The organism is Methylobacterium thuringiense (genome assembly GCF_022179645.1).
Lineage (GTDB): Bacteria > Pseudomonadota > Alphaproteobacteria > Rhizobiales > Beijerinckiaceae > Methylobacterium > Methylobacterium thuringiense.
In genome coordinates this window covers 127053-150000 of record NZ_BPRA01000012.1, presented here as the reverse complement: position 1 = coordinate 150000, position 22948 = coordinate 127053, and the positions used below count along the sequence as shown (strand labels likewise).

Sequence of the window (22948 nt, the reverse complement as noted above, 5' to 3'; positions counted from 1 at the left end):
GATCGAAGTCTTTCCTCCGTGCAGGCCGTCAGGTGGAAGCGCGTTGCCGTCGAGTGAGGGAATGTCCGTGATGGTGGATGGGTCGACGTTCGCACAGGCCTTCACGATCTTGTTCCGGGAGGGGCTCGAAGCCCTCTTGGTGATCGCCGCCCTGGCGGCCTTCCTGCGCAAGGCGGGGGCCGCCGAGCGGATCGGGCCGCTCTATGCGGGTGCCGCCGCTGCCGTGGCTGCGAGCCTCGGCATGGCCTGGATTTTCGAAACCTATTACGACGGCAACCACAGCGACCTGTTCGAGGCGGCCGTGATGCTGCTCGCGGCGGCGCTGATGTTCTACATGAGCGGCTGGCTCTTCCTGCGCCAGGACCCGCGGGCCTGGCAGGCGGATCTGAACCGCCTCGCCGAGAAGGCGCTCGGCGCCGGGACGATCGTCTCGCTCGCGGCGATCGCCTTCCTCGCCGTGTTCCGCGAGGGCGCGGAGACGGTTCTCTTCCTGCATGCGTTGGCCAAGGGCGCCAACGGCTTCGACGGGAGCCTGCTTGCCGGGCTCGCCGCCGCTTCGATCGCGCTCGTGGCGATGTTCGTGGCGATGCAGTGGCTGGCCCTGCGCCTGCCCCTGCGGCCGATGTTCATCATCACGTCGGCGTTTCTGTTCGTGATGGCGCTGAAGATGGTCGGCGCCGCCTTCCTCGAGCTTCAGGAGCAGGCCATCATCCCCGTGCACAACGATGGCGTGCCGGAATTCGTGAGCACGCTGGGCCTCAACGGAAGCTGGGAGGCTTTGGGCACGCAAGTCGTCATCGCCGCCTTGGCCAGCCTGCTGCTGCAGGCCCGCCGCGGCGGTAAGGGTTCGGCGTCGGCGAACCGCCCGGCTGCCGCGTCCTGAGGGATGCGGTGGGCCCCCGATCCTACTCCGCCGGCTCGCCGGCGGTGACGGAGATCATCGGCAGGGTCGTGGCGATCTCCACTCCCGTCATGGCGCCCGGCGACAGGTTCGACGTCGCCGCCACGGCGAGGCCGAGCACCAGGGTGAGCGCCAGAAGCGACGTTTCGATCCCGCGATAGAAGTCGTCCATGTCGGACCTCCGGGCCTTGATTCGGCTACGATCCGATCGTGGTCCCGAAGCGGTGAGGAAACGGTAACCGAGACCTCCCCGCGATCGATTTTGTCAGTGCTCGGTGCCGGGCCGGTTGGCGCGGGGCGCTTCCCCGTGGTGTTTCGTGAAAGCCGAGCGCTCCGGATCGTTCTTGGCTTTCGCGACGCGGCCACGCTGCCAGATCGCGAAGGCGGCGACCGCCACGATCGTGAAAATGGCAAGCAGCGGAATCAGGGTATCGTTCGACATTGCACTATGGCTCCGGGTTGATTGTCCGGAGAAGCCGAACTGGTCGCCGATGTTCCTGGGTCAGGCAAAATACCGCACGGTCCTGCGCAAAGAAAAACAGCCAAGATGACCTTGGCCGTTCAGCGTTGCTCTCGGAGATGTCTGGTTCCGGCGATCGATCTCAATCGTCGCGGTAGACACGCTCGCGGCGTTCGTGGCGTTCCTGCGCTTCGAGCGACAAGGTGGCGATCGGCCGGGCGTCGAGGCGCTTGAGCGAAATCGGCTCGCCCGTTTCCTCACAGAAGCCGTAAGAGCCATCCTCGATCCGGGCGAGGGCCGCATCGATCTTGCTGGTGAGCTTGCGCTGACGGTCGCGCGCCCGCAACTCGATGGCCCGGTCCGTCTCGGACGAGGCGCGGTCCGCGAGGTCGGGATGGTTCTCGTTCTCGCTCTGCAGAGACGTGAGCGTTCCCTGAGCTTCCCGAAGGATCTCGCTCTTCCAATTCACGAGCTTGCGACGGAAGTACTCGCGCTGCCGCTCGTTCATGAAAGGCTCCGCATCGGAGGGCGTGTAGCTCTCGTCGATCGTCACCTTCGCCATGGTTCGCCTCACGCCAATCCCTATCGGTCAGCCGCGATCATGGGCGAGCGTATAATCGAGGGATGGTGGCTTCACAACGTATGGCGGGCCGATTGGACGGGTCGACACGAAAAGCTGCCGCGATGAGGTAAACACGTCACGGTCGTATCGGTAAAACTCTCGGTAAATTCAACTTCGACACCGATCTCGACGATCCAGTTTCAAGAAATTCTTTCATGCCGTCCTACGGGCAGCTGCGAATAGAGATTTTCGGTCTTCGTTGATCGCCCGTGGAAGGCACGCGGCCGTCACCGAGCCTTGGTGCCGTCCTCCAGCGTCACGATGGCGGCGGCGATGTCCGCGGCGATTTTCTGCGCAAGGGGGTGCCGGTAGTGCGAGGGGTCGAAGAACAGGGCCGCGTCGCGCGCCTCCGGCCCGTCGCGGCGCCAGTCCAGCACGGCACTGCGCCGGTGCCCGCGCACGGATGCGGTGAGCGCCGCCTTGCAGGCCTGCTCCGCCCGCTCGCGCGGCGTTCCGGGCCGGGGCAACGCGTCGGCGTAGATCGGCGGAAACACCAGCACCAGCGCCGTCTCGGCCGGCAGGCCCGCTGCGATGGCGGCGAAACGTTCGGCCGCTGGAAAGGACGGACCGGCGGTTCCGGGTTCCGGCATCTCGGGAGCGCGCGCCTCGTGGCCGGCCGCCGTGCCCGGATGGCCGGTATGGCCGATGGCGGCGTAGTCGGCCTCGTAGTCCCACCAGCCGTCGCGCGGTGCGGTCTCGCGCTGCTTTCGTAGGAGCCAGCCGATCCGGTCCGGGAGTTCTTCCAGGACCGACCAGCGCAGCAGGCCGCGCAGGTAGACCGCAATGTGCTCCGAAAACAACCAGAACGGGAACGGTTTGTCGTTCGGCAGGGCCGGATCGTTCGTGCACCAGAGGTTGTCGGCGGCGACGACCAGGGCACGGGGCGCGGCATGGTGGCGGAGGTACCAGTTCATCAACGCGAACTGCTCGTTCGGCCCCGTCGCCGGTATGGAGAGCTGCACGAACGGAATCCCGGTCGTTTGGGCGAGACGGCCCGGCTCGATGAGCTGAATGTGCGAGTTGCCGAAGACCGCGCCCTGGTAGGCTGGATCGCGCCCGCGCAGGGCGGCGGAGGTGCGCGGTCCCTGCGGCCGCACCGCGCCGACGGAGAGCAGCGGCGAACGCCCGCTGTCGAAAGGGTCGATCGCGTAGGCGAGCGCGAGATAGCCGGCGACGATGCCGGCGAGCGCCTGGATGAAGCCGCGGGTCCACCCGGCCCAGCGTGTCTCTGCGTCTGATCTCTCGGAGCCGGTCATCCGCTCAGAACTGGAAATAGATGAACTCGTAATTCGCATCGTCCCCGATTTTCAGGAGCACGACCACGAACAGCACTGCGGCAGCGATGGCGAGCGTTCGGCTCGGCGGCGCCTTGTGGACCGCAGCCCAGGCGCTGGGCCCGAGCGTCGCGACGGCTGCGGCGATGGCGATGGTGCGCCATTTGAAGGCGGACCCGGCGGGCGCCAGCCCGAACAGCCCCTTGAACACCGCGAGCGCCGCCTCGAAGCTCGTCGCGCGGAACAGCACCCAGGTGAGCATCACGAACAGCAGCGTCAGCGCCCAGCCGAGCACCGCCGGCATGGTTCGCCCGGCCTTGCGCCAGAGCACGCCGGCCGCGAGTCCGAGACCGTGGGCGGCGCCCCAGGCGACGAAGGTCGGCCCGGCTCCGTGCCAGAGACCGCCGAGCGTCATCGTCGCGAACAGCGCGGCCATCTGCAAGGCGAGGCCGCGGCGATTGCCGCCGAGAGCGATGTAGAGGTAGTCGCGCAGGAAGCGCGACAGCGTCATGTGCCAACGCCGCCAGAAATCGCGCAGCGACGTGGAGCGGTAGGGCACGTCGAAATTCTGCGGCAGCACGAGACCGAACAGCAGCGCGATGCCGAGTGCCATGTCGGTGTAGCCGGAGAAATCGAAATAGATCTGGAAGGTGAAGCCGAGCGTCGCCTGCCAGGCCTCGGCCATGGTCACGACCTTGCCCGCGGCCGCCGCCTGGAAGACCGGATTCACGTAGACGCTGAGCGGATCGCCGAGCAGCACCTTTTTCGCGAGCCCGACCGTGAGCAGCAGGATGCCGCGGCCGATCCGCTCCATGGCGTCGGCGCGCGCGTACGGGCGCTCGTCGAACTGGTGCATGATCTCGCTCCAGCGCACGAGCGGGCCGGCGAGAACCTGCGGGAAGAAGGCGATGTAGAGGGCGTACTTCGTTAGCCCGAAGGCCGGCGCGCGACCGGCCCTCAGGTCGGTCAGGTACATGATGTGGTGGAAGGTGAAGAACGAGATCCCGAGCGGCAGCACCCAATCGAGATGGGGCAGTGCTGCGCCGGGCAGCAGGTTGGCGAGATCGGCGAAGAAGTTCAGATACTTGAAGAGTGCCAGGATCAGCAGGTTCGCGCCGATCGCCAGCGGGATCAGCCAGGCGACGGGGCGCGCGAGGAAGGCCCGCGCCACCAGCCAGTTCAGCCCGATCGAGGCCAGCAGCAACGGCACGAAGCGGACATCCCACCAGCCGTAGAACACGAAGGACAGCAGCACGAGCAGCGGCAGCCGCCAGTCCGGCCGATAGCGCTCGGCGAGCGCGTGCAGCGCCAGGGCGACCGGCAGGAAGGCGAGGAGGAAGATGAACGAGTTGAAGAGCATGGACGCCGCATCGGCTGCGCTATCCAGGGCGCGTCGCTTGCGTTCGCCCCCTCACGCGGGCGTCTTGTCGGGGATCGGCACGGCACCGTCAACGAAGCGCTGAATCCGCGTCGGCCTCGGCCGCGCCCTCCATCCGCGCTGCGGCGATGCGGTCTTGCCCGTACACTTCCCATCTCGTTGTCCGGACAGCCCTTTCCGGCTAAGCTCGAAAGCCTCCAGACGAGCGGCACGTGACCGAACCAAGCCATAAACCTCTGTCTGCCGAAGAGCTTGCTGCGGAGAACACGCGCCTGCGCGCACTGTTGCGGGATGCGGGCCTCGATTCCCGGCGGCTCGTGCAGCGGCAGATGCAGGCGGCCGACCGTGACTACCAGCTCGATCTCGCGGGCGCCGTCTCGGAGATCGGGGCCTCCGGCGATCTCGAGGCCGAACTGCGGGTCAGCCGTGCCGCCCTGGCGCTGAGCGAGGAGCGCCTCGCCTTCGCCGTCGAGGCCTCCGGGTCGCTCGGCTGGTGGGACTGGGACATCGTGCAGGATCGCGTCTACGCAGGCGAGACCTTCGCGCGGATGTACGGCGTCGACCCCGCCATCGCGGCCTCGGGCGCGCCGATCCTGGAGTTCATCGACGGCATCCACCCGGACGACAGAGCCTTCGTCGGCAAGCGGATCGAGGCGGCCATCGCCACGGCCGGGGAGTTCCGCGAGGAGTATCGCCTGCTGGGGCGCGACGGCACCGTGACGTGGATCTATGCCCGCGGCCGCTGCTACCACGATGCGCAGGGCAGGCCCTCCCGCTATCCCGGCATCGCCATCGACATCACCGAGCGGAAGGCCGCCGAGCAGCGCAAGGACGCCCTGGTCGAGCTCGGCGACCGTCTGCGCGACCTCGACGAAATCGGAGAGATCGCCTACGCGGCGGCCGAGGTCATGGCCCGGGCGCTCGGCGCGACGCGAGCCGGCTACGGCCTCGTCGACCATGCCCGCGAGACCGTGACGATGCAGCCGGACTGGCGCAGGCCCGGCACCGCCAGCATCACCGGCCTGCACCGCTTCCGCGACTACGGCTCGTTCATCGACGACCTGAAGCGCGGCGAGACCGTGATCGTCGCCGACGTGACCGACGATCCGCGGACGCGGGGGATGTCGGACGCGCTGATCGGCCTCGGCATCCGCGTGCTCGTCAACGTACCGATCGTCGAGCGCGGCCGGCTCGCGGCGGTCGCCTTCGTGCATTACGATCGGGCGCATGACTGGACGCAGGAGGAGGTCGCCTTCGTGCGCACGGTCGCGGACCGGACCCAGGCGGCCGTCGCCCAGGCGCGCGCCGAGGAGCAGCAGCGCTGGCTCAACGGCGAATTGAGCCATCGGCTCAAGAACACGCTCGCGATGGTGCAGTCGATCGCGACGCAGACCCTCCGCAACGCCTCCGATCTCGACACGGCGCGCGAGGATCTCGTCCCGCGCCTGATCGCGCTCGGCAAGGCGCACGACATCCTGCTCGCCGGCCGCCGCGAGAGCGCCGAAGTGGCCGACGTGGTGCGCGGCGCCCTGGCCCTCCATGCCGACGGGCAAGGGCGCTTCGCGATCGACGGGCCGTCGATGCATGTCGATCCGTCCATCGCGCTGTCGCTCTCGCTGATCCTGCACGAGTTGGCGACGAACGCCGCGAAGTACGGGTCGCTCTCGCATGCGAGCGGTCATGTCTCGGTGGTCTGGTCCGTCGTCGGCACCGGCGAGGACGTCACCTTCCGCCTGAGCTGGACCGAGCGCGGCGGCCCCACGGTCGCGCCGCCATCGCGAAGGGGGTTCGGATCGCGGCTGATCGAGCGCGGGCTTTCGGGTGGTTCGGTCGAGACGGACTATGCGCCCGAGGGCCTGACCTGCACGCTGGAGGCGCTTCTCGGAAGCTGACCGGCGTCAGACGCCGCGCAGGGCTTCGAGCTTGGCGAGCTCCACGGCGGCACGCAGTTCGATGTCGGCGACGAGGCCGTCGAGGCGGGGGTCGCCGCTCGATTCGGCATGCTCGGACAGGCGTCCCGCGATCGCCTGCAATTCGTGCGTCGCGACGCGGCCTCCCAGGATCGCCGCCTTGAGGCGGTCGAGGCCGTCGAGGAGGTCGTGCCCGCGCTTCACCGAGCGGCGACGGCGCTCCTGCGGCGCATCCTGGTTGCCCTGGAGCGTGAGGATGGCGTCGAGGCCGGCGAGCATGCCCGTTTGCGCCGTGGCGGCCGTGCCCGGGCGGGTCACCTGCGCGCTCTCCGCGAGCGAGAAGGCCCGTGCTCCCTCGGCCCGGCGCCCGGCGGAGGCCGGGCCGGCGGCGACGGTGGCGAAGCGGTGCTCGACGCGCATGATCCTGGCCGCGGGTGGGAACGGAAACCCCGGAGGGTTCGACCCGTTTAGTCTTCCGGCCGTCATGGTTAACCACCGGTAAACTGCCCGGCAGAAGCTGCCGGGCCGGCAGGAACGGACGGGTTGCCGGCCCGGCGCCGCCAGTCAATGAAATCGTGAAATATCATAGATTTCAACGCTTTGAATAAATCCGAAACATGGCACGGCGCTCGCAACATGGGTCTCGACATTCATCGAGTCCCTCATGACCCCGCGTCCCGTCCGGCTCAGCTCCTTCCCCCTCCTGGCGCTCCTGGCGCTGGGGCTCGGCCTGTGGCTGTCGGCCACCGGCACGGCCTCGGCGCTGTCGCGGGTGAAGGATCTCGCCTCGATCGAAGGCGTGCGGCAGAACCAACTCGTCGGCTACGGCATCGTCGTCGGCCTTAACGGTACCGGCGACACGCTCAACAACATCCCCTTCACCAAGCAATCGCTGCAGGCGATGCTGGAGCGGCTCGGCGTCAACACGCGGGGCGCCACCATGCGCACCCAGAACCTCGCCGCGGTGATGGTGACCGCGAGCCTCCCGCCCTTCGGCACGCAGGGCAACCGCATCGACGTCACCGTGTCCTCGCTCGGCGACGCCAAGTCGCTGCAGGGCGGCACGCTGCTGGTGACACCGCTGCTCGGCGCCGACGGCGAGGTCTATGCGCTGGCACAAGGGTCGGTGGCCATCGCCGGGTTCTCGGCCGAGGGCGAGTCCGCCAAGATCACCCGTGGCGTGCCGACTAACGGCCGCATCTCCAACGGCGCGATGATCGAGCGCGAGGTCGCATTCAAGCTTAACGACGCCCGCACACTGCGTCTCTCGTTGCGCAACCCCGACTTCACCACCTCGAAGCGCATTGCCTCGGTGATCAACGATTTCATGGGCTCCGATACGGCCGAGCCGACGGACCCGGCCACCGTCACGCTGCAGATCCCGGCGAAGTATCACGGCAACATGATCCGCCTCATCACCGAGGTGGAGCAGCTCAAGGTCGAGCCCGACCAGACCGCCCGCGTGATCGTCGACGAGCGCTCCGGCATCATCGTGATGGGCCGCGACGTGCGCGTCTCCACCGTGGCGATCGCCCAGGGCAACCTGACGGTGACGATCACCGAGCAGCCGCAGGTGAGCCAGCCGGCTCCGCTCTCGAACGGTCAGACCGTGGTGGTGCCGCGCACCGCCGTGAAGGTCGATACCGGCGACGGCAACAAGCTCGCGCTGGTCAAGGAGGGTGTGACGCTGCGCGAACTCGTCGACGGCCTCAACGCGCTCGGCGTCGGACCGCGCGACCTGATCTCGATTCTCCAGGCCATCAAGAGCGCCGGCGCGCTCCAGGCCGACATCGAACTCATGTGATCCTGAAGAAGTGAGGGCCTGATCATGCTTCCCCTGGCAACCTTCGCGGCCTCCGCGGCCGTTGGCGTCGGAAAGGCGCTGGCCGGCGCGCTCGCCAAGACCGACACCGACACCATGGACACCGCCAAGGCGGCGGCCTCCGCGAAGGCGCACAAGACCGCAAACGACTTCGAGTCGATGTTCCTCGAGAACAGCCTGGAATCGATCACGCAGTCGAGCGGCACCGAAGGTCCGCTCGGCGAGAACGGCACCGGTGGCGGCGTCTGGCGCTCGATGCTGACCAAGGAATATGCCGGCTCCATCGTGAAGAGCGGCGGCGTCGGCATCGCCAGCCAAGTCTATTCCGAGATGATGAAGATGCAGGAGGCCCGCAGTGCAGGCGCCTGATCCACGCGCCGTCCGCATCCTCGACAAGGCTTCCGCTGACGCCTTCGTCGCCGGATTGATGGCGACGATGCGCGACCTCGACGCTGTGCTTGCGAGCGAGAGCGACGGTGTCCGTGCCGGGCGCATCCGCGAAGCGATGGTCGAGGGGCCGCGCAAGGCCGAACTCGCCTCCGCCTACCTGAACGGCCTGGAGGCGGCCAAGGCCAACGCCATCGCCCTGGCCCGCTTCGCGCCTTCGGGCATCGAGACCCTAAAGGCCGCCCATCGCCGCTTCACTGCCGTGGTCGAGATGAACCAGACCGTGCTCGCCACGGCCCGCACCGTTTCCGAAGGGCTGATACGGACGCTCGCCGACGAACTCGGCAAGGCCAGCACCTCGACCGTCTACGGCCGGCCGTCGGCTGCCCCCTCCCCCTACGGCCGCAACGCCGGACGGGCGCCGCTGGTGCTGTCGCGGAGCCTGTGACTGGTCAGCGGCGTCCGGCGTCGACCCGTACGAACGTGCGCAGCGGGCCGGCATCGGTCTCGCTGCGGGTGTCGATCGAGAGCCGGCCATGGCTCGCTGCCGTCGATGGCGCGCGTATCCGCGCGCCGGCATCGGTGCCGACTGCGACCCGGCCGGAAATGCGGATGCAGGTGGTTGTGCCGGGGATCCGGCCGAAGCCGGCGCCCTGCTCCGGACAGGCCTCCAACGCGCCTTCCGAAGGCAGCGGGCCCCGCTCGACGGCGAGCGCCGGCGCGGTCGCCAGGAGCATGGCGAGTGGGCAGAGATAGAAGAGACGTGCCATGGCGCGGATCCTGTCGAACACCGAGCGAGCGTCAAAGCTAGGCCATCCACGCCGTCCGGCCTAGATCACGCTGCGTTTTGATCGAACCGATCAAAACGCAGCGTGATCGGTTCAAAAGTCTGGAGCAGGCTTCGCACGAAAAACCGTTGCCACTTTTTTGCAGCCTGCTCCAGCTCGGACCCGCATCACCCCGTCAGCACACAAAAAAGAACCTCCGAGGGTGGACCCCCGGAGGTTCTTGTCGTTTCAGGCCTCAAGTGATCGCCTCAGTGGGCGACCACCGCTGCGCCGTCTTCCTGGCCCGGCTTCTTCACCGGGGGCAGCGGCTCGTCCCACTCGATCGCCTTGGGCTGGCGGACCAGGGCGTGGATCAGGACCTGCTCCATGCGCGCGACGGGGATGATGTCCATGCCGTTCTTCACGCTGTCGGGCACCTCGACGAGGTCCTTGGCGTTTTCTTCCGGGATCATCACCGTCTTGATGCCGCCGCGGAGCGCAGCCAGCAGCTTCTCCTTCAAGCCGCCGATCGGCAGGATGCGGCCGCGCAGCGTAACCTCACCGGTCATGGCGACGTCGCGGCGCACCGGGATGCCGGTGAGCGTCGAGATGATCGCTGTCGCCATGGCAATGCCGGCCGACGGACCGTCCTTCGGGGTCGCACCCTCGGGAACGTGGACGTGGATGTCCCGGCGCTCGAACAACGGCGGTTCGATGCCGAAATCGACGGCCCGCGAGCGGACGTAGCTCGCCGCCGCGGAAATCGACTCCTTCATCACGTCGCGCAGGTTGCCGGTGACCGTCATCTTGCCCTTGCCGGGCATCATGACACCTTCAATCGTCAGCAACTCGCCGCCGACCTCTGTCCAGGCCAGGCCGGTGACGACACCGACCTGATCGTCCGCGTCGATCTCGCCGTAGCGGAACTTCGGCGGGCCGAGGAATTCCGGCAGGGTCTCCGGTGTGCCCTCGACGGTCTTGACCTTGTTGATCAAGATCTCCTTCACCGCCTTGCGGGCGAGGTTGGAGATCTCACGCTCGAGATTCCGCACGCCCGCCTCGCGGGTGTAGCGGCGGATGAGCATCATCAGGCCATCGTTCGTGATCGACCACTCCTTGACGTCCAGACCATGCTTCTTGAGCGTGTTCGGGATCAGGTGGCGGCGCGCGATCTCGGCCTTCTCGTCCTCGGTGTAGCCGGCGATCCGGATGATCTCCATGCGGTCCATCAGGGGCGCAGGGATGTTCAGCGTGTTCGCCGTCGTCACGAACATCACGTTCGAGAGGTCGTAATCGACTTCCAGATAGTGGTCGTTGAAGGTCGCGTTCTGCTCGGGGTCGAGGACCTCCAGCAGGGCCGCCGACGGATCACCGCGGAAATCCATGCCCATCTTGTCGATCTCGTCGAGCAGGATGAGAGGGTTCGAGGTCTTGGCCTTGCGCATCGACTGTACGACCTTGCCCGGCATCGAGCCGATATAGGTCCTGCGGTGACCGCGGATTTCGGCCTCGTCCCGCACGCCGCCGAGCGACATGCGCACGAACTCGCGGCCCGTCGCCTTGGCGATGGACTTGCCGAGCGAGGTCTTGCCGACGCCGGGGGGGCCGACCAGGCAGAGGATCGGGCCGGTCAGTTTGTTCGCGCGCTGCTGCACGGCGAGGTACTCGACGATGCGGTCCTTGACCTTCTCCAGGCCGAAATGATCGTCGTCGAGCATGGCCTGCGCGCCGAGCAGATCTTTCTTGATCTTCGAGCGCTTGTTCCACGGGATGCCGAGCATCCAGTCGAGATAGTTGCGCACGACGGTCGCCTCGGCGGACATCGGCGACATCTGGCGCAGCTTCTTCAACTCGCCGGTGGCCTTCTCGCGGGCTTCCTTCGAGAGCTTGGTCTTCTCGATCTTCTCCTCGAGCTCGGCCAGTTCGTCGCGGCCGTCCTCGCCGTCGCCGAGCTCCTTCTGGATGGCCTTCATCTGCTCGTTGAGGTAGTACTCGCGCTGGGTCTTCTCCATCTGCCGCTTCACGCGGGTCCGGATGCGCTTCTCCACCTGGAGCACGGAGATCTCGCTCTCCATCAGCGACAGCACACGCTCGAGGCGCTGCGCCACCGTGGGGATCTCCAGGATCGCCTGCTTGTCGGCGATCTTGACCGCGAGATGCGAGCCGACCGTGTCGGCGAGCTTCGAGGGCTCGTCGATCTGCGTGACGGCGGAGACGACCTCGGGCGAGATCTTCTTGTTGAGCTTCACATAGTTCTCGAACTCGGAGATCACCGAGCGTGCCAGCGCCTCGGCCTCGACCCGGTCGCCGAGTTCGTCGGTGAGCGTCTCCGCGGTCGCCTCGTAATACTCGTCCGAACGGGTGAAAGCCTCGATCTTGGCGCGGCCGGCACCCTCGACCAGCACCTTCACGGTGCCGTCGGGCAGCTTCAGCAGCTGCAGCACGGAAGCCAGCGTACCGATCGTGTAGATCTGGTCCGTCGACGGATCGTCGTCACCGGCGTTGATCTGCGTGGCGAGCAGGATGTGCCGATCGGTGCGGACGGCCTCTTCGAGGGCGCAGATCGACTTCTCGCGTCCGACGAACAGCGGCACGATCATATGCGGGAATACGACGATGTCGCGCAGGGGCAAGACGGCGTAGGAGCCCGTCGAACCTGGGACGACCGGCTGGCGCGATTTCGACTGGGTCATAAGGTGGCTTCCCTTGTGCTCTGACGCCGGGCATTCGCTCCTCTCGACGAGCAAGCATCCTGCCACGGGCCGACCGGGCCGCGTATGGTCGGAGATCGGATCGAACGTGTGCGGCTGGCGACGCGGCACCGCACCTCGAAATGGGAGCGTGCGGCCACTGCGCTGTCGTTCAGGTGGCGCTCGCCGCCACCGCTTTCAAGTTTCACTTTCGCCGCAGCGAACGGGCCATGCCGCTGTTGCGGCACGGCCCGGATGTCTCACGCGCTGACGCTGGCCGGCGCTTCCTTGTTGCGGTCGCCGTGGATGTAGAGCGGCCGCGACTTGCCCTCCACGACCTCCGGTCCGATCACCACCTGCTCGACCGATTCCAGGCCCGGCAGATCGTACATCGTCTCCAGCAGGATCGTCTCCAGAATGGAGCGCAACCCGCGGGCGCCGGTCTTCCGCTCGATCGCCTTGCGGGCGACCATGGAGAGCGCCTCGTCCTGGAAGGTCAGCTCGACGTTCTCCATCTCGAAGAGACGGGCGTATTGCTTCACCAGGGCGTTCTTCGGCTCCTGCAGGATGCGCTTCAGCGCGGTCTCGTCGAGATCCTCGAGCGTCGCCAGGACGGGCAGACGGCCGACGAACTCGGGGATGAGGCCGAACTTCAAAAGATCCTCGGGCTCGACGGACCGGAACACCTCGCCGGTGCGGCGGTCGTCAGGGGCCTGCACGGTCGCGCCGAAGCCGATCGAGGTGCCCTTGCCGCGCTGGGAGATGATCCGCTCCAGCCCCGCGAAGGCGCCGCCGCAGATGAACAGGATGTTCGTCGTGTCGACCTGCAGGAACTCCTGCTGCGGGTGCTTGCGGCCGCCCTGCGGAGGCACGGAGGCGACGGTGCCCTCCATGATCTTCAGGAGCGCCTGCTGCACGCCCTCGCCCGAGACGTCGCGGGTGATCGAGGGGTTGTCCGACTTGCGGGAGATCTTGTCGATCTCGTCGATGTAGACGATGCCGCGCTGCGCCCGCTCGACATTGTAGTCGGAAGCCTGGAGCAGCTTGAGGATGATGTTCTCGACGTCCTCGCCGACGTAGCCGGCCTCGGTGAGCGTCGTGGCATCCGCCATCGTGAACGGCACGTCGAGGATGCGGGCGAGCGTCTGCGCGAGCAGCGTCTTGCCCGAGCCCGTCGGCCCGATCAGCATGATGTTGGACTTCGCCAGCTCGACGTCCGAGTGCTTCGTCGCGTGGGCGAGGCGCTTATAGTGGTTGTGGACTGCGACCGAGAGGACCTTCTTCGCGTAGTCCTGGCCGATGACGTAGTCATCGAGGACCCGGCGGATTTCCTTCGGGGTCGGGACGCCGTCGCGCGACTTCACGAGCGAGGATTTCGACTCCTCGCGGATGATGTCCATACACAGTTCGACGCACTCGTCGCAGATGAACACCGTCGGGCCCGCGATCAGCTTGCGGACCTCGTGCTGGCTCTTGCCGCAAAACGAGCAGTACAGCGTGCTCTTCGAGTCGTTGCCGCCAGTCTTGCTCATGTCCGTCTCCGCTCCGCGAGCGCGTCGCCGGCAAGGGACGAACGCGCATCGCTCATAGTTAAAGGTATCTGCCTAAAGAAACAGTCACCTCGGGGCCTGCATCGGGGCCGAAGGGATCAGAACCCCGATGCAATCATGCTGCCGCTTCCGGATCAACCTGCGGACTTTCCCGATCTGTCGCCAAAACGACGCATCGGGCCGCTGCCGGCTTCGCCGGCCGCAAATCATGCCGCTGCAGGCTCCGGCCGCTTGTGCAGGATGTCGTCGATGATGCCGAACTCCTTAGCGGCGTCGGCGGTCATGAAGTTGTCGCGCTCGAGGCCCTTCTCGATGGTCTCGTAGTCGCGGCCGGTGTGCTTCACGTAGATCTCGTTGAGGCGCCGCTTCAGGGCCTCGATCTCGCGGGCATGGATCAGGATGTCGGTGGCTTGGCCCTGGAACCCGCCAGAGGGTTGGTGGACCATGATGCGGGCGTTCGGCAGCGAGAAGCGCTGGCCGGGCTCACCGGCGCAGAGCAGCAGCGAACCCATCGAGGCCGCCTGACCCGTGCACAGCGTCGTCACCGGGCAGCGGATGAACTGCATGGTGTCGTAGATGGAGAGGCCCGAGGTCACCACGCCGCCGGGCGAGTTGATGTAGAAGGAGATTTCCTTCTTCGGGTTCTCGGCTTCGAGGAACAGCAGCTGCGCGACGATCAGCGATGCGCCGTAATCCTCGACCGGGCCGGTGAGGAAGATGATGCGCTCGCGCAGCAAGCGCGAATAGATGTCGAAGGCACGCTCGCCGCGGCTCGACTGCTCGACCACCATCGGGACGAGGTTGCTCTGAAAATAGTCGACCGGATCTCTCATCGTCACGCCCTCTGGGTCGGGGACCGGCCGGGACGAATCGCCCCGAAGCCGGTGTTACAAGCCAACTACGGCGGTACTTAACACCGCCTGATCGGGCCCGCTTCCCTGAACCCGGGTGCGGGCCTTAGCCGGCAGCCTTCTCGGCCGCCGCCTCGTTCGTCTCGGCAGGCGCGGCTTCCTCGTCGTCGTCGGCGAAGAGCGTCTCCTTGGAAACGGGCTCTTCAACGAGCGTGACCTGACCGAGGACGTGGTCGACGACCTTCTCCTCGAACAGCGGCGCGCGAAGCTCGGCGAGCGCCTGCGGATTGTTGCGATAGAAGTCGTAGACCACCTTTTCCTGGCCGGGGAACTGACGCACCCGGGCGAACAGGGCCTGGTTGACCTCTTCGTCGGAGATCTTGATATCGGCCGTCTCGCCGACCTGCGCAAGCACCAGTCCGAGACGCACCCGCCGCTCGGCGATGGTCTTGTACTCGGCGGTGGCCTTTTCCTCGGTCGTGCCCTCGTCCTCAAAGGTCTTTTCGCGAGTCTTCAGGTCCTGCTCGACCTGGGCCCAGACGCTGGCGAATTCCTGGGTCACGAGGCTCGGAGGCAGCTCGAAGGCGTACTTCTCGTCGAGGGCGTCGAGGAGCGCCTTCTTGAGCTTGCGGCGCGACTGTGCCTCGTAGTCGGTGCCGATGGCCTTGCTGACAGCCTCTTTCAGCTTCTCGAGGTCGTCCATGCCGAAGCGCTTGGCGAGTTCGTCGTCGATCACGACCTCGCCCGGGGCCTGGATGGACTTCACGGTGACATCGAACTCGGCATCCTTGCCGGCAAGCTGCTCGGCTTGGTAGCCCTCGGGGAAGGCGGTCTTGACGACACGGCTGTCGCCGGCCTTGGCGCCGACGAGCTCGTCCTCGAAGCCGGGGATGAAGCTGTTCGAACCGAGCTCCAGCTCGACGTCTTCACCCTTGCCGCCCTCGAACTCGACACCGTCGATCCGGCCGACGAAATCGATGGTGACCTTGTCGCCGGTCGCAGCCTCGGCACCCTCGTCCTTGGCGGAGAAGTCGCGGTTCTGCTTGGCCATGCGGTCCAGCGCCTCCTGCACCTCCTCGTCGGAGGGCTTCAGGACGGGCTTCGTCAGCGTGACGCCGGAGAGGTCGACGAGGTCGAAGGTTGGGAGCACTTCGAGCTTGATCTTGAAGGCGAGGTCGGCCTTGGCGTCGAGGGCGCGCTCGACGATGTTCTGCTCTTCGTCCTTCGGGAATTCGATCTGCGGCTCGAGTGCCAGCTTGAGGCTGTTGTCGGCGACGATCTTCTGGTTCGCCTCGTTGACGGCGTTCTGCAGCACGTCGGCCATCACGGACTTGCCGTAGACCTTGCGCAGATGCGCCACCGGCACCTTGCCGGGACGGAAGCCCTTGAGCTGGGCCTTGCCCTTGATGTTCGAGAGCTCGGTGTTCAGGCGATCCTCGAGCTCGCTCGCGGGCAGCAGCACCTGAAACTCGCGCTTCAGCCCTTCGGAAGTCGTCTCGGTCACCTGCATCGTCGTCTCGTCCGCTTCTCTGAAATTCGTACGCAATGGCTTCGTCCGCCGCGGGCAAGCCCGTGGCGGGGCGACGGACCGATCCGGGGGGTCGGGGGCCGTCTCGACGCGACCGCGGGGCAGCCCATCCCAGGCCCCTCGGCGGTCACGGCGGCTGGACTGGTGCGGGCGGAGGGGCTCGAACCCCCACGTCTTGCGACACTGGTACCTAAAACCAGCGCGTCTACCAATTCCGCCACGCCCGCGGGCACCTGCGAGGAGGCACACGTCCGGCCGCACAGGGGCGGCTCTATAACACGGGCATTCCGGGCCGCAGCAAAAAACTTACAGTCCCAGGCGGACCGGTGGCGGTTGGGTCCGCCCGCCGCTAAGAAACGGCCCGAGCGTTCCGCTTCGCCACAAACAATCCGAGTGCCATGCCGCCACGCGAAGCCCGGTCAGGACCCTCCCGACGCGCTCTCCTCGGAGGCGTCGCCGCCTTCGCCTGGGCGCCGCGTCCGGCCTTTTCCCAGAGCAACCCGAGCGCTGCACAGGCGGAGACGACCTGGACCACCGCCCCGGGTAAGGCGCGTCTGAAGCCTGAGCCGGCGCAGGAGACCCCGATCTGGTGCTTCGACGGCAAGTCGGTTCCGCCGGTGCTGCGGATCAAGCACGGCGAGGCGGTGCGCCTGAAACTCGAAAACAAGACCGAAAAACCGCTCTCCCTGCACTGGCACGGCGTGCGCAACCAGAACGCCATGGACGGGGTCGGCGGGGTGACGCAGCCGCCGATCGCGCCGGGCGCGACCTTCACCTACGCCTTCACGCCCCCGGATGCCGGGACCTCGGTGATCCGGCCACTGGTCGTCGGCGGATCGAGCGAGCCGTCCGGCCGCGGGCTTTCGGGCATGCTCGTCGTCGAGGAGAAGACGCCGCCGCCTGTCGATCGCGACCTGAGCTTCCTGCTGCAGGACGTGCGCCTCGACGACGACGGCCAGCCGCTACCCTTTGGTCAGGTCGCCTTCGCCGCAGCCTCGGGCCGGCTCGGCAATCTCGTCACCCTCAACGGGAAGCCGATTCCCGACGCCGTCGAGGTGCCGCCCGGCAGCCGTCTGCGGCTGCGCATCGCCAATGCCTGCAACGCGCGCACGACCCGCATCCGCTTCGACGGCGCCAAGGCCTACGTCGTGGCCGTCGACGGCCAGCCCACCGACACGTTCGAACCCCTTCGCGCGACGCTGCCCTTCGCGCCGGGTACCCGTTACGATCTGCTCGTCGACATGCCGGCCGAGGCCGGCGGCACGGTGACGATCAACGCGCTGATCGGCAGCGGCCTGGCACTCGCGACGATCACGACCAGGGGTACGCCGCTCACGCAGAAGCGCCCGGAGATCAAGGGGATCGGCAACAATACGCTGCTGCCGGCCGAGGTGCGTCTGCAGAACGCATTTCGCCGCGACCTGATCCTGACGGGCGGCGCCAAGGTCGACAAGGACAAGCCCGGCGTCGAGCCGGCCTATACCGGCGACCCGACCCGGATCTGGCAGGTCAACGGCGTCAGCGGCGCGGCGAGTGCCGCCCCCGCCTTCAGCGTGAAGCGCAGTCAGGTCGTGGTGCTGACGGTGCGCAACGACACATCGTTCCTGCAGACGCTCCACGTGCACGGCCACGCCTTCCGCCTGCTCCATCCCCTCGACGACGGCTGGGAGCCCTACTGGCTCGACACCTTCCAATTGCTCGACGGAAAGCTCGCCCGCATCGCCTTCCTCGCCGACAATCCCGGCCGCTGGCTGATCAGCTCCACGGTGCTTGAGCGGTTCGATACGGGGCTTTGGACGAGTTTCGAAGTCAGCTGAGCGCCAGCACCCCGGCCAACACCGCCGGCATCAACTCCGAAATGTCCTCCGCGATCAGCCCCGGCCCATGCCGGAGTCCGGCATCGCCGTGCAGCCAGACTCCGGCGCAGGAGGCTTCGAACGGGTCCATGCCCTGTGCCAGCAGTCCGGCGATCAGTCCGCCGAGTACGTCGCCGGAGCCGGCGGTGCCGAGATAGGGCGTGCCGTGGTCGTTGATCGCGGCCCGGCCGTCGGGCGCGGCGATCACGGTGTCGGCGCCCTTGAGCACCACGATGCCGCCGACGACCGCCGCGGCGCGCCGGGTGCGTTCGAGCTTGCTCAGGCCCTCGGCGACGGCGTCGGTGTTGGCGAAGAGCCGGGCGAACTCGCCCTCGTGCGGGGTCAGCACGGCCTGCGACCCGCCCTGGCCGAGATGGTCGGCGAGCAAAGGGGCCTGACCCTTGAAGCTCGTCAGCGCGTCGGCGTCGAGGACGAGCTTGCGGCCCGCCGAGGCTGCCACGGCGACGAGGTCGCGGGTGGCCTCGCCGATTCCGAGGCCGGGGCCGAGCAGCACCGTGTCGAGGCGCTCGTCGGTGAGGATGTCGTCGAGGTCGTCGGGACTGTCGCAGGCGCGCAGCATGATCGCGGTGAGGTGGGCGGCGTTCTCGGCCATCGCGCCGCTCGGCGAGACCACCGTGACCAATCCGGCGCCCACGCGCAGCGCCCCGCGGGCGGCAAGCCGCGCCGCGCCGGTCTTGAAAGCCGGGCCCGACAGGACGAGGGCGTGGCCGCGGGTGTACTTGTGGCCCTCCGCGTAGGGACGCGGAAATGCAGGATTCCAGAGATCCGGCCCATTGCGGAATGCCGGCGCCCCATCTGCGGCAAGGCCGGCCTTCAGCGCCGCTTCGCCCGCGCCGATATCCACGACATGCAGCGTCCCGCAGAGCGAGCGCCCCGGCTGGAGCAGATGGCCGGGCTTGAGCGCCACGAACGTCACCGTCTCCACCGCCGAGACCGCGACACCCCGGATCTCGCCGCTGTCGCCGTCGAGGCCGCTCGGCACGTCGACCGCGACCACCGGCGTGTCGGACCGGCCGATCGCCTCGATCAGCGCCCGCGCCTCACCGTCGATGTCCCGCGTCAGCCCGGCACCGAAGATCGCATCGACGATCACGTCGAAGCCGCTGAAATCGCCGGCAGCTCCTGCGGCCTCGACAGCATGCCCGGCACGCGTCCAATCGGCGGCTGCGAGCGCGGCGTCGCCGGAAAGAGCGGAAATGTCGCCCAGCAGACGCAGCACGACGGGAAGGCCGCCATCGGAGAGCAGCCTTCCCGCGACGAAACCGTCGCCGCCGTTGTTTCCGGGGCCGCACAGGATCAAGACTCGCCCGCCCGCCGGCACCCGGGTGCGAACGCGATCGGCCACTGCCGCCCCGGCAGCCTGCATCAGCGCGTAGCCCGGCACACCGCCCGCGATGGCGGTCTCGTCGACCCGCCTCATCGCCGCGACGGTGATCAGACGGTTGGTCGTCATCGGTAGCGTCTCCGGTTCATGCTCGCGCATCGCTCAAGCCTTGCCTGCGGAATGGGCCATTGCGAGCAAATCGCCCAGATAATGCGCAGAATCTGCTCAACGCTTATGCAGTTTGCCCGAGGCTCCCGGCAAAACCCCGTGGCGGTCTTCGGGAGGCGGTGCTAGGAATCCATATCCTCGCGAAAGCGCAGATCAGGCGCCACCGAATGAAGAAGATCGAAGCGATCATCAAGCCGTTCAAGCTCGATGAGGTGAAGGAAGCTCTGCAGGACGTGGGGCTTCAAGGCATCACCGTGATCGAGGCCAAGGGCTTCGGTCGCCAGAAGGGTCACACCGAGCTGTATCGCGGCGCGGAATACGTCGTCGACTTCCTGCCCAAGGTGAAACTCGAGATCGTGCTCGGGGACGCGCAGGTCGAGGCTGCCGTGGAGGCGATCCGCAAGTCTGCTCAGACCGGCCGCATCGGCGACGGCAAGATCTTCGTGTCGACGATCGAGGAAGCCATTCGCATCCGCACCGGCGAGACGGGGCCGGACGCGATCTGAGATGGGTGGCCGGGCGACAGCCGCGCGCCGCGCCTTTCGGGCCTTGCACGCGCAGGGCTGTTTTGTCCTTCCGAACCCTTGGGATGTCGGTAGTCTCAGGCGGCTCGAAGAGCTCGGCTTTCCTGCGCTCGCTTCGACCAGCGCAGGCTTGGCTTGGAGCACGGGCCTCGACGACAGGGCCGTGACCCGTGACGCGGTGCTCGACCACCTCTGCACGCTCTGCGCCGCAACCGACCTGCCCGTGAACGCCGATTACGAATCCGGCTTTGCGGACGATCCCGAGAGCGTGGCCGCGAACGTCGCGCTGGCGATGGAGACGGGTGTCGCCGGGCTCTCGATCGAGGATCGCGCCGGCGACGACCTCTACGACACCACGCTGGCCGTCGAGCGTATCGCAGCGGCCCGGACAGCGATCGACGCCGTCGACCCACAGACGATCCTCGTCGGCCGCAGCGAGAGTTTCCTGGTCGGTCGGAAGGACCTCGGGCCGACCATAGACCGGCTTGTCGCCTATGCCGAGGCGGGCGCCGACTGCCTCTACGCACCCGGTTTTTCGGACCCGGACGGCATCCGCGCCATCGTGCAGGCCGTCGCGCCGAGATCCGTCAACGTGCTGCTGACCGCCCCGTCGATGCGCGTGGCCGACCTCGCTGCGCTCGGCGTGCGCCGGATCAGCACCGGCAGCCGCCTCGCCTTCGCCGCCTGGGCCGGCTTCGACGCTGCGGCACGGATGCTGCTGGAGGACGGCGCATTGCCGCCCGCGAGCTTCACGGGCACCTGATCACCCTTCGGTTCGCTCTCCCTCGAAACCCGACCGCGAGTCTTCTCCTGCCGAACCTCAACGACGTCGTGAGCGAGATCGCCGAGGAGATGCGGCAGCGGCCGGATCGCGGCGACGTCGCCACCTACATTCCCGAACTCGCCCGCGCCGACCGACAAGCCTTCGGCATCGCCGTGATCGACAATGCCGGCCAAATCGCAGCCGCCGGCGATTGCGAAACGCTGTTTTCGGCGCAGAGCATCACCAAGGTGTTCACGCTGACCCTGGCGCTCGGCATGGTCGGCGACAGGCTCTGGCGGCGGGTCGGCCGTGAGCCCTCCGGCAACCCGTTCAACTCCATCGTCCAGCTGGAGCTGGAAAAGGGCGTGCCGCGCAATCCCTTCATCAATGCCGGCGCCATCGCCGTCACCGACGTGATCCTGTCCGGGCACCAGCCGCGCGAAGCGCTGGGCGAGATCCTGCGCTTCATGCGCGAACTGGCCGAAGATCCGACGATCGCGATCGACGAGGCCGTGGCGGCCTCCGAGAAGCGCACGGGCTTCCGCAACGTCGCGCTCGCCAATTTCATGAAGTCCTACGGCGTGTTGGACAATCCGGTGGACTTCACCCTCGGCGTGTATTTTCACCACTGCGCCATCGCGATGTCGTGCCGGCAGCTCGCCATGGCCGGGCGCTACCTCGCACACGAAGGACGCAACCCCGCGACCGGCTTTCTGGTGATCTCGCCGGAGCGGGCCCGCCGCATCAACGCGATCATGCTGACCTGCGGCCACTACGATGGCTCGGGAGAGTTCGCCTACCGGGTCGGCCTGCCGGGCAAGAGCGGCGTCGGCGGCGGCATTCTCGCCATCGCGCCGGGAAAAGCCTCGATCGCGGTGTGGTCGCCGGGGCTCGACGCGGCCGGCAACTCGCATCTCGGGCGGATAGCACTGGAGACGCTGACCAAGCGCATGGGCTGGTCGATCTTCGGGGATTGATCGACCCGCGTCATTCCGGGATCCGCTGCGTGGCCTCGAAATGACGGTGAGGAATCGATAACCGAAACGAAAAGCGGCGCGGAACCATTTGGTCCGCGCCGCCGGGCTCGTCGATCTTATCGCAAAAGTTAGGCTGCGGCCTCGCTCATCGAAGCTTCCATCTGCACTGAGGCGATGGTCTTCAGGATCTGCGAGGCGATCTGGTAGGGGTCCCCCTGGCTGTTGGGGCGACGATCTTCCAGGTAGCCCTTGTAGCCGTTGTTCGCGAAGGAATGCGGCACGCGGATCGAGGCGCCGCGGTCGGCGATGCCGTAGCTGAACTGGTCGATCGCCGCAGTCTCGTGCTTGCCGGTCAGGCGCATGTGGTTGTCGGGGCCGTAGACCGCGATGTGGTCGGCGATGTTGTCCTTGAAGGCCGCCATCAGCTTCTCGAAGTACTCTTTGCCGCCGACCGTCCGAAGGTGCTCGGTCGAGAAGTTGGCGTGCATGCCCGAGCCGTTCCAATCGGTGTCGCCGAGCGGCTTGCAGTGATACTCGACGTCGATCTCGTACTTCTCGCAGAGGCGCTGCAGCAGGTAGCGGGCGACCCACATCTCGTCGGCAGCCTTTTTGGAGCCCTTGCCGAAGATCTGGAATTCCCACTGGCCCTTGGCCACTTCGGCGTTGATGCCCTCGTGGTTGATGCCGGCGTCGAGGCAGAGGTCGAGATGCTCTTCGACGATCTGGCGCGCGAGGGAGCCGACGTTCGAGTAGCCGGCGCCGCAATAATACGGACCCTGCGGGGCCGGGTAGCCGGCGGCGGGGAAGCCGAGGGGGCGGCCGTCCTTGTAGAAGAAGTATTCCTGCTCGAAGCCGAACCAGGTGTTGTCGTCGTCGATGATGGTGGCGCGCTTGTTGGTGGCGTGCGGTGTCTGGCCGTCCGGCATCATCACTTCGCACATCACCAGGATGCCGTTCTTGCGCGTCGAGTCGGGGAAGTGGCGCACGGGCTTCAGCATGCAGTCGGAGCTACCGCCCTCGGCCTGCTTGGTCGACGAGCCGTCGAAACCCCACATCGGGAGCTGCTCGAGCGTCGGGAAGCTGTCGAATTCCTTGATCTGCGTCTTGCCACGCAGGTTCGGCGTCGGCGTGTAGCCGTCGAGCCATAGATACTCGAGCTTGTATTTTGTCATCCC

The 22948-nt window shown here is 67.1% G+C and carries 22 protein-coding genes and 1 tRNA gene; 9 read left to right on the top strand and 14 right to left on the bottom strand.

The annotated features are described in order from the left end of the window. Positions 1 to 70: 70 nt before the first annotated feature. Positions 71 to 883 (top strand): FTR1 family iron permease, encoded by an 813-nt coding sequence (locus MFF07_RS14360; RefSeq protein WP_238232258.1) that lies wholly within the window; start codon positions 71 to 73, stop codon positions 881 to 883. A 22-nt stretch (positions 884 to 905) separates the two neighbouring features. On the opposite strand, the gene MFF07_RS14355 is transcribed toward MFF07_RS14360, so the two are convergent. From MFF07_RS14355 to MFF07_RS14335, 5 genes are all read right to left on the bottom strand, one after another. Next, complete coding sequence (locus MFF07_RS14355; RefSeq protein WP_187272421.1) at positions 906 to 1073, bottom strand: hypothetical protein; 168 nt, start codon at positions 1071 to 1073, stop codon at positions 906 to 908. Positions 1074 to 1166: 93 nt separating this feature from the next. Further along, complete coding sequence (locus MFF07_RS14350; RefSeq protein ID WP_187272422.1) at positions 1167 to 1343, bottom strand: hypothetical protein; 177 nt, start codon at positions 1341 to 1343, stop codon at positions 1167 to 1169. Between the two features lie 160 nt (positions 1344 to 1503). Continuing rightward, positions 1504 to 1923: an RNA polymerase-binding protein DksA gene (dksA, locus tag MFF07_RS14345; protein WP_147814499.1), complete on the bottom strand. Its 420-nt coding sequence runs from the start codon at positions 1921 to 1923 to the stop codon at positions 1504 to 1506. A gap of 287 nt (positions 1924 to 2210) precedes the next feature. Next, complete coding sequence (locus tag MFF07_RS14340) at positions 2211 to 3239, bottom strand: hypothetical protein (RefSeq protein ID WP_238232237.1); 1029 nt, start codon at positions 3237 to 3239, stop codon at positions 2211 to 2213. 4 nt (positions 3240 to 3243) lie between these two features. Continuing rightward, positions 3244 to 4617 (bottom strand): MBOAT family O-acyltransferase, encoded by a 1374-nt coding sequence (locus MFF07_RS14335; protein WP_147814502.1) that lies wholly within the window; start codon positions 4615 to 4617, stop codon positions 3244 to 3246. 230 nt (positions 4618 to 4847) lie between these two features. On the opposite strand from MFF07_RS14335, the gene MFF07_RS14330 reads away from it, so the two are divergent. Beyond that, positions 4848 to 6527: a sensor histidine kinase gene (locus MFF07_RS14330; RefSeq protein ID WP_147814504.1), complete on the top strand. Its 1680-nt coding sequence runs from the start codon at positions 4848 to 4850 to the stop codon at positions 6525 to 6527. A gap of 6 nt (positions 6528 to 6533) precedes the next feature. Here MFF07_RS14330 and MFF07_RS14325 read toward each other — a convergent pair whose 3' ends face one another. Further along, positions 6534 to 6965 (bottom strand): flagellar assembly protein FliX, encoded by a 432-nt coding sequence (locus MFF07_RS14325; protein ID WP_147814506.1) that lies wholly within the window; start codon positions 6963 to 6965, stop codon positions 6534 to 6536. A 244-nt stretch (positions 6966 to 7209) separates the two neighbouring features. Between MFF07_RS14325 and MFF07_RS14320 the strand changes: the two genes are divergently transcribed. The 3 genes from MFF07_RS14320 to MFF07_RS14310 are packed head-to-tail and all read left to right on the top strand — an operon-like array spanning position 7210 to position 9202. Continuing rightward, entirely contained in the window at positions 7210 to 8349 is a 1140-nt protein-coding gene (locus MFF07_RS14320; protein ID WP_147814508.1) for a flagellar basal body P-ring protein FlgI, read from the top strand. Between the two features lie 24 nt (positions 8350 to 8373). Then, positions 8374 to 8736 carry a rod-binding protein gene (locus tag MFF07_RS14315; RefSeq protein ID WP_147814510.1) on the top strand — a complete coding sequence of 121 codons (363 nt, stop codon included), beginning with the start codon at positions 8374 to 8376 and terminating at the stop codon, positions 8734 to 8736. After that, on the top strand, positions 8723 to 9202 hold the full coding sequence (locus MFF07_RS14310) for a hypothetical protein (RefSeq protein WP_147814512.1): 480 nt from the start codon (positions 8723 to 8725) through the stop codon (positions 9200 to 9202). The genes MFF07_RS14315 and MFF07_RS14310 overlap by 14 nt, the downstream gene beginning before the upstream one ends. A 4-nt stretch (positions 9203 to 9206) precedes the next feature. Here MFF07_RS14310 and MFF07_RS14305 read toward each other — a convergent pair whose 3' ends face one another. From MFF07_RS14305 to MFF07_RS14280, 6 genes are all read right to left on the bottom strand, one after another. Next, entirely contained in the window at positions 9207 to 9524 is a 318-nt protein-coding gene (locus tag MFF07_RS14305) for a porin (RefSeq protein ID WP_147814514.1), read from the bottom strand. A 266-nt stretch (positions 9525 to 9790) separates the two neighbouring features. Then, on the bottom strand, positions 9791 to 12214 hold the full coding sequence (gene lon / locus MFF07_RS14300; protein ID WP_238232236.1) for an endopeptidase La: 2424 nt from the start codon (positions 12212 to 12214) through the stop codon (positions 9791 to 9793). A 257-nt stretch (positions 12215 to 12471) separates the two neighbouring features. Continuing rightward, positions 12472 to 13743: an ATP-dependent Clp protease ATP-binding subunit ClpX gene (gene clpX / locus MFF07_RS14295; protein ID WP_147079264.1), complete on the bottom strand. Its 1272-nt coding sequence runs from the start codon at positions 13741 to 13743 to the stop codon at positions 12472 to 12474. 224 nt (positions 13744 to 13967) lie between these two features. Continuing rightward, complete coding sequence (locus MFF07_RS14290; RefSeq protein ID WP_147079266.1) at positions 13968 to 14594, bottom strand: ATP-dependent Clp protease proteolytic subunit; 627 nt, start codon at positions 14592 to 14594, stop codon at positions 13968 to 13970. A gap of 124 nt (positions 14595 to 14718) precedes the next feature. Further along, positions 14719 to 16122, bottom strand: a complete 1404-nt coding sequence (tig, locus tag MFF07_RS14285) for a trigger factor (protein WP_238232235.1) — start codon at positions 16120 to 16122, stop codon at positions 14719 to 14721. A gap of 160 nt (positions 16123 to 16282) precedes the next feature. Next, a tRNA-Leu gene (locus MFF07_RS14280) sits at positions 16283 to 16367 on the bottom strand. A gap of 171 nt (positions 16368 to 16538) precedes the next feature. On the opposite strand from MFF07_RS14280, the gene MFF07_RS14275 reads away from it, so the two are divergent. Then, entirely contained in the window at positions 16539 to 17957 is a 1419-nt protein-coding gene (locus tag MFF07_RS14275; RefSeq protein ID WP_238232234.1) for a multicopper oxidase family protein, read from the top strand. Here MFF07_RS14275 and MFF07_RS14270 read toward each other — a convergent pair. Beyond that, positions 17950 to 19470, bottom strand: coding sequence for an NAD(P)H-hydrate dehydratase (locus MFF07_RS14270; protein WP_147814522.1), 1521 nt, complete (start codon positions 19468 to 19470; stop codon positions 17950 to 17952). The genes MFF07_RS14275 and MFF07_RS14270 overlap by 8 nt on opposite strands. Before the next feature lie 206 nt (positions 19471 to 19676). Between MFF07_RS14270 and MFF07_RS14265 the strand changes: the two genes are divergently transcribed. Genes MFF07_RS14265 through MFF07_RS14255 form a run of 3 tightly spaced genes read left to right on the top strand, consistent with a single transcriptional unit; the run spans position 19677 to position 21773 of the window. Next, a complete protein-coding gene (locus MFF07_RS14265; protein WP_147814524.1) occupies positions 19677 to 20015 on the top strand; it encodes a P-II family nitrogen regulator in 339 nt (112 codons plus the stop codon). A 1-nt stretch (position 20016) separates the two neighbouring features. Further along, on the top strand, positions 20017 to 20796 hold the full coding sequence (locus tag MFF07_RS14260; protein ID WP_147814526.1) for an isocitrate lyase/PEP mutase family protein: 780 nt from the start codon (positions 20017 to 20019) through the stop codon (positions 20794 to 20796). A gap of 47 nt (positions 20797 to 20843) precedes the next feature. Continuing rightward, positions 20844 to 21773, top strand: a complete 930-nt coding sequence (locus MFF07_RS14255) for a glutaminase (protein ID WP_147814528.1) — start codon at positions 20844 to 20846, stop codon at positions 21771 to 21773. Positions 21774 to 21901: 128 nt separating this feature from the next. Here the strand turns inward: MFF07_RS14255 and MFF07_RS14250 are convergent, their stop codons facing one another. Further along, on the bottom strand, positions 21902 to 22945 hold the full coding sequence (locus tag MFF07_RS14250; RefSeq protein ID WP_147814530.1) for a glutamine synthetase beta-grasp domain-containing protein: 1044 nt from the start codon (positions 22943 to 22945) through the stop codon (positions 21902 to 21904). Positions 22946 to 22948: the final 3 nt, after the last annotated feature.

Coding starts and splice junctions, on each gene's coding strand:
- MFF07_RS14275 (WP_238232234.1), top strand. CDS start 16,539: ATGCCGCCACGCGAAGCCCGGTCAGGACCCTCCCGACGCGCTCTCCTC.
- tig (WP_238232235.1), bottom strand. CDS start 16,122: ATGCAGGTGACCGAGACGACTTCCGAAGGGCTGAAGCGCGAGTTTCAG.
- MFF07_RS14250 (WP_147814530.1), bottom strand. CDS start 22,945: ATGACAAAATACAAGCTCGAGTATCTATGGCTCGACGGCTACACGCCG.
- lon (WP_238232236.1), bottom strand. CDS start 12,214: ATGACCCAGTCGAAATCGCGCCAGCCGGTCGTCCCAGGTTCGACGGGC.
- MFF07_RS14290 (WP_147079266.1), bottom strand. CDS start 14,594: ATGAGAGATCCGGTCGACTATTTTCAGAGCAACCTCGTCCCGATGGTG.
- MFF07_RS14320 (WP_147814508.1), top strand. CDS start 7,210: ATGACCCCGCGTCCCGTCCGGCTCAGCTCCTTCCCCCTCCTGGCGCTC.
- MFF07_RS14325 (WP_147814506.1), bottom strand. CDS start 6,965: ATGCGCGTCGAGCACCGCTTCGCCACCGTCGCCGCCGGCCCGGCCTCC.
- MFF07_RS14260 (WP_147814526.1), top strand. CDS start 20,017: ATGGGTGGCCGGGCGACAGCCGCGCGCCGCGCCTTTCGGGCCTTGCAC.
- clpX (WP_147079264.1), bottom strand. CDS start 13,743: ATGAGCAAGACTGGCGGCAACGACTCGAAGAGCACGCTGTACTGCTCG.
- MFF07_RS14360 (WP_238232258.1), top strand. CDS start 71: ATGGTGGATGGGTCGACGTTCGCACAGGCCTTCACGATCTTGTTCCGG.
- MFF07_RS14265 (WP_147814524.1), top strand. CDS start 19,677: ATGAAGAAGATCGAAGCGATCATCAAGCCGTTCAAGCTCGATGAGGTG.
- MFF07_RS14315 (WP_147814510.1), top strand. CDS start 8,374: ATGCTTCCCCTGGCAACCTTCGCGGCCTCCGCGGCCGTTGGCGTCGGA.
- MFF07_RS14340 (WP_238232237.1), bottom strand. CDS start 3,239: ATGACCGGCTCCGAGAGATCAGACGCAGAGACACGCTGGGCCGGGTGG.
- MFF07_RS14305 (WP_147814514.1), bottom strand. CDS start 9,524: ATGGCACGTCTCTTCTATCTCTGCCCACTCGCCATGCTCCTGGCGACC.
- MFF07_RS14350 (WP_187272422.1), bottom strand. CDS start 1,343: ATGTCGAACGATACCCTGATTCCGCTGCTTGCCATTTTCACGATCGTG.
- MFF07_RS14335 (WP_147814502.1), bottom strand. CDS start 4,617: ATGCTCTTCAACTCGTTCATCTTCCTCCTCGCCTTCCTGCCGGTCGCC.
- MFF07_RS14270 (WP_147814522.1), bottom strand. CDS start 19,470: ATGACGACCAACCGTCTGATCACCGTCGCGGCGATGAGGCGGGTCGAC.
- MFF07_RS14355 (WP_187272421.1), bottom strand. CDS start 1,073: ATGGACGACTTCTATCGCGGGATCGAAACGTCGCTTCTGGCGCTCACC.
- dksA (WP_147814499.1), bottom strand. CDS start 1,923: ATGGCGAAGGTGACGATCGACGAGAGCTACACGCCCTCCGATGCGGAG.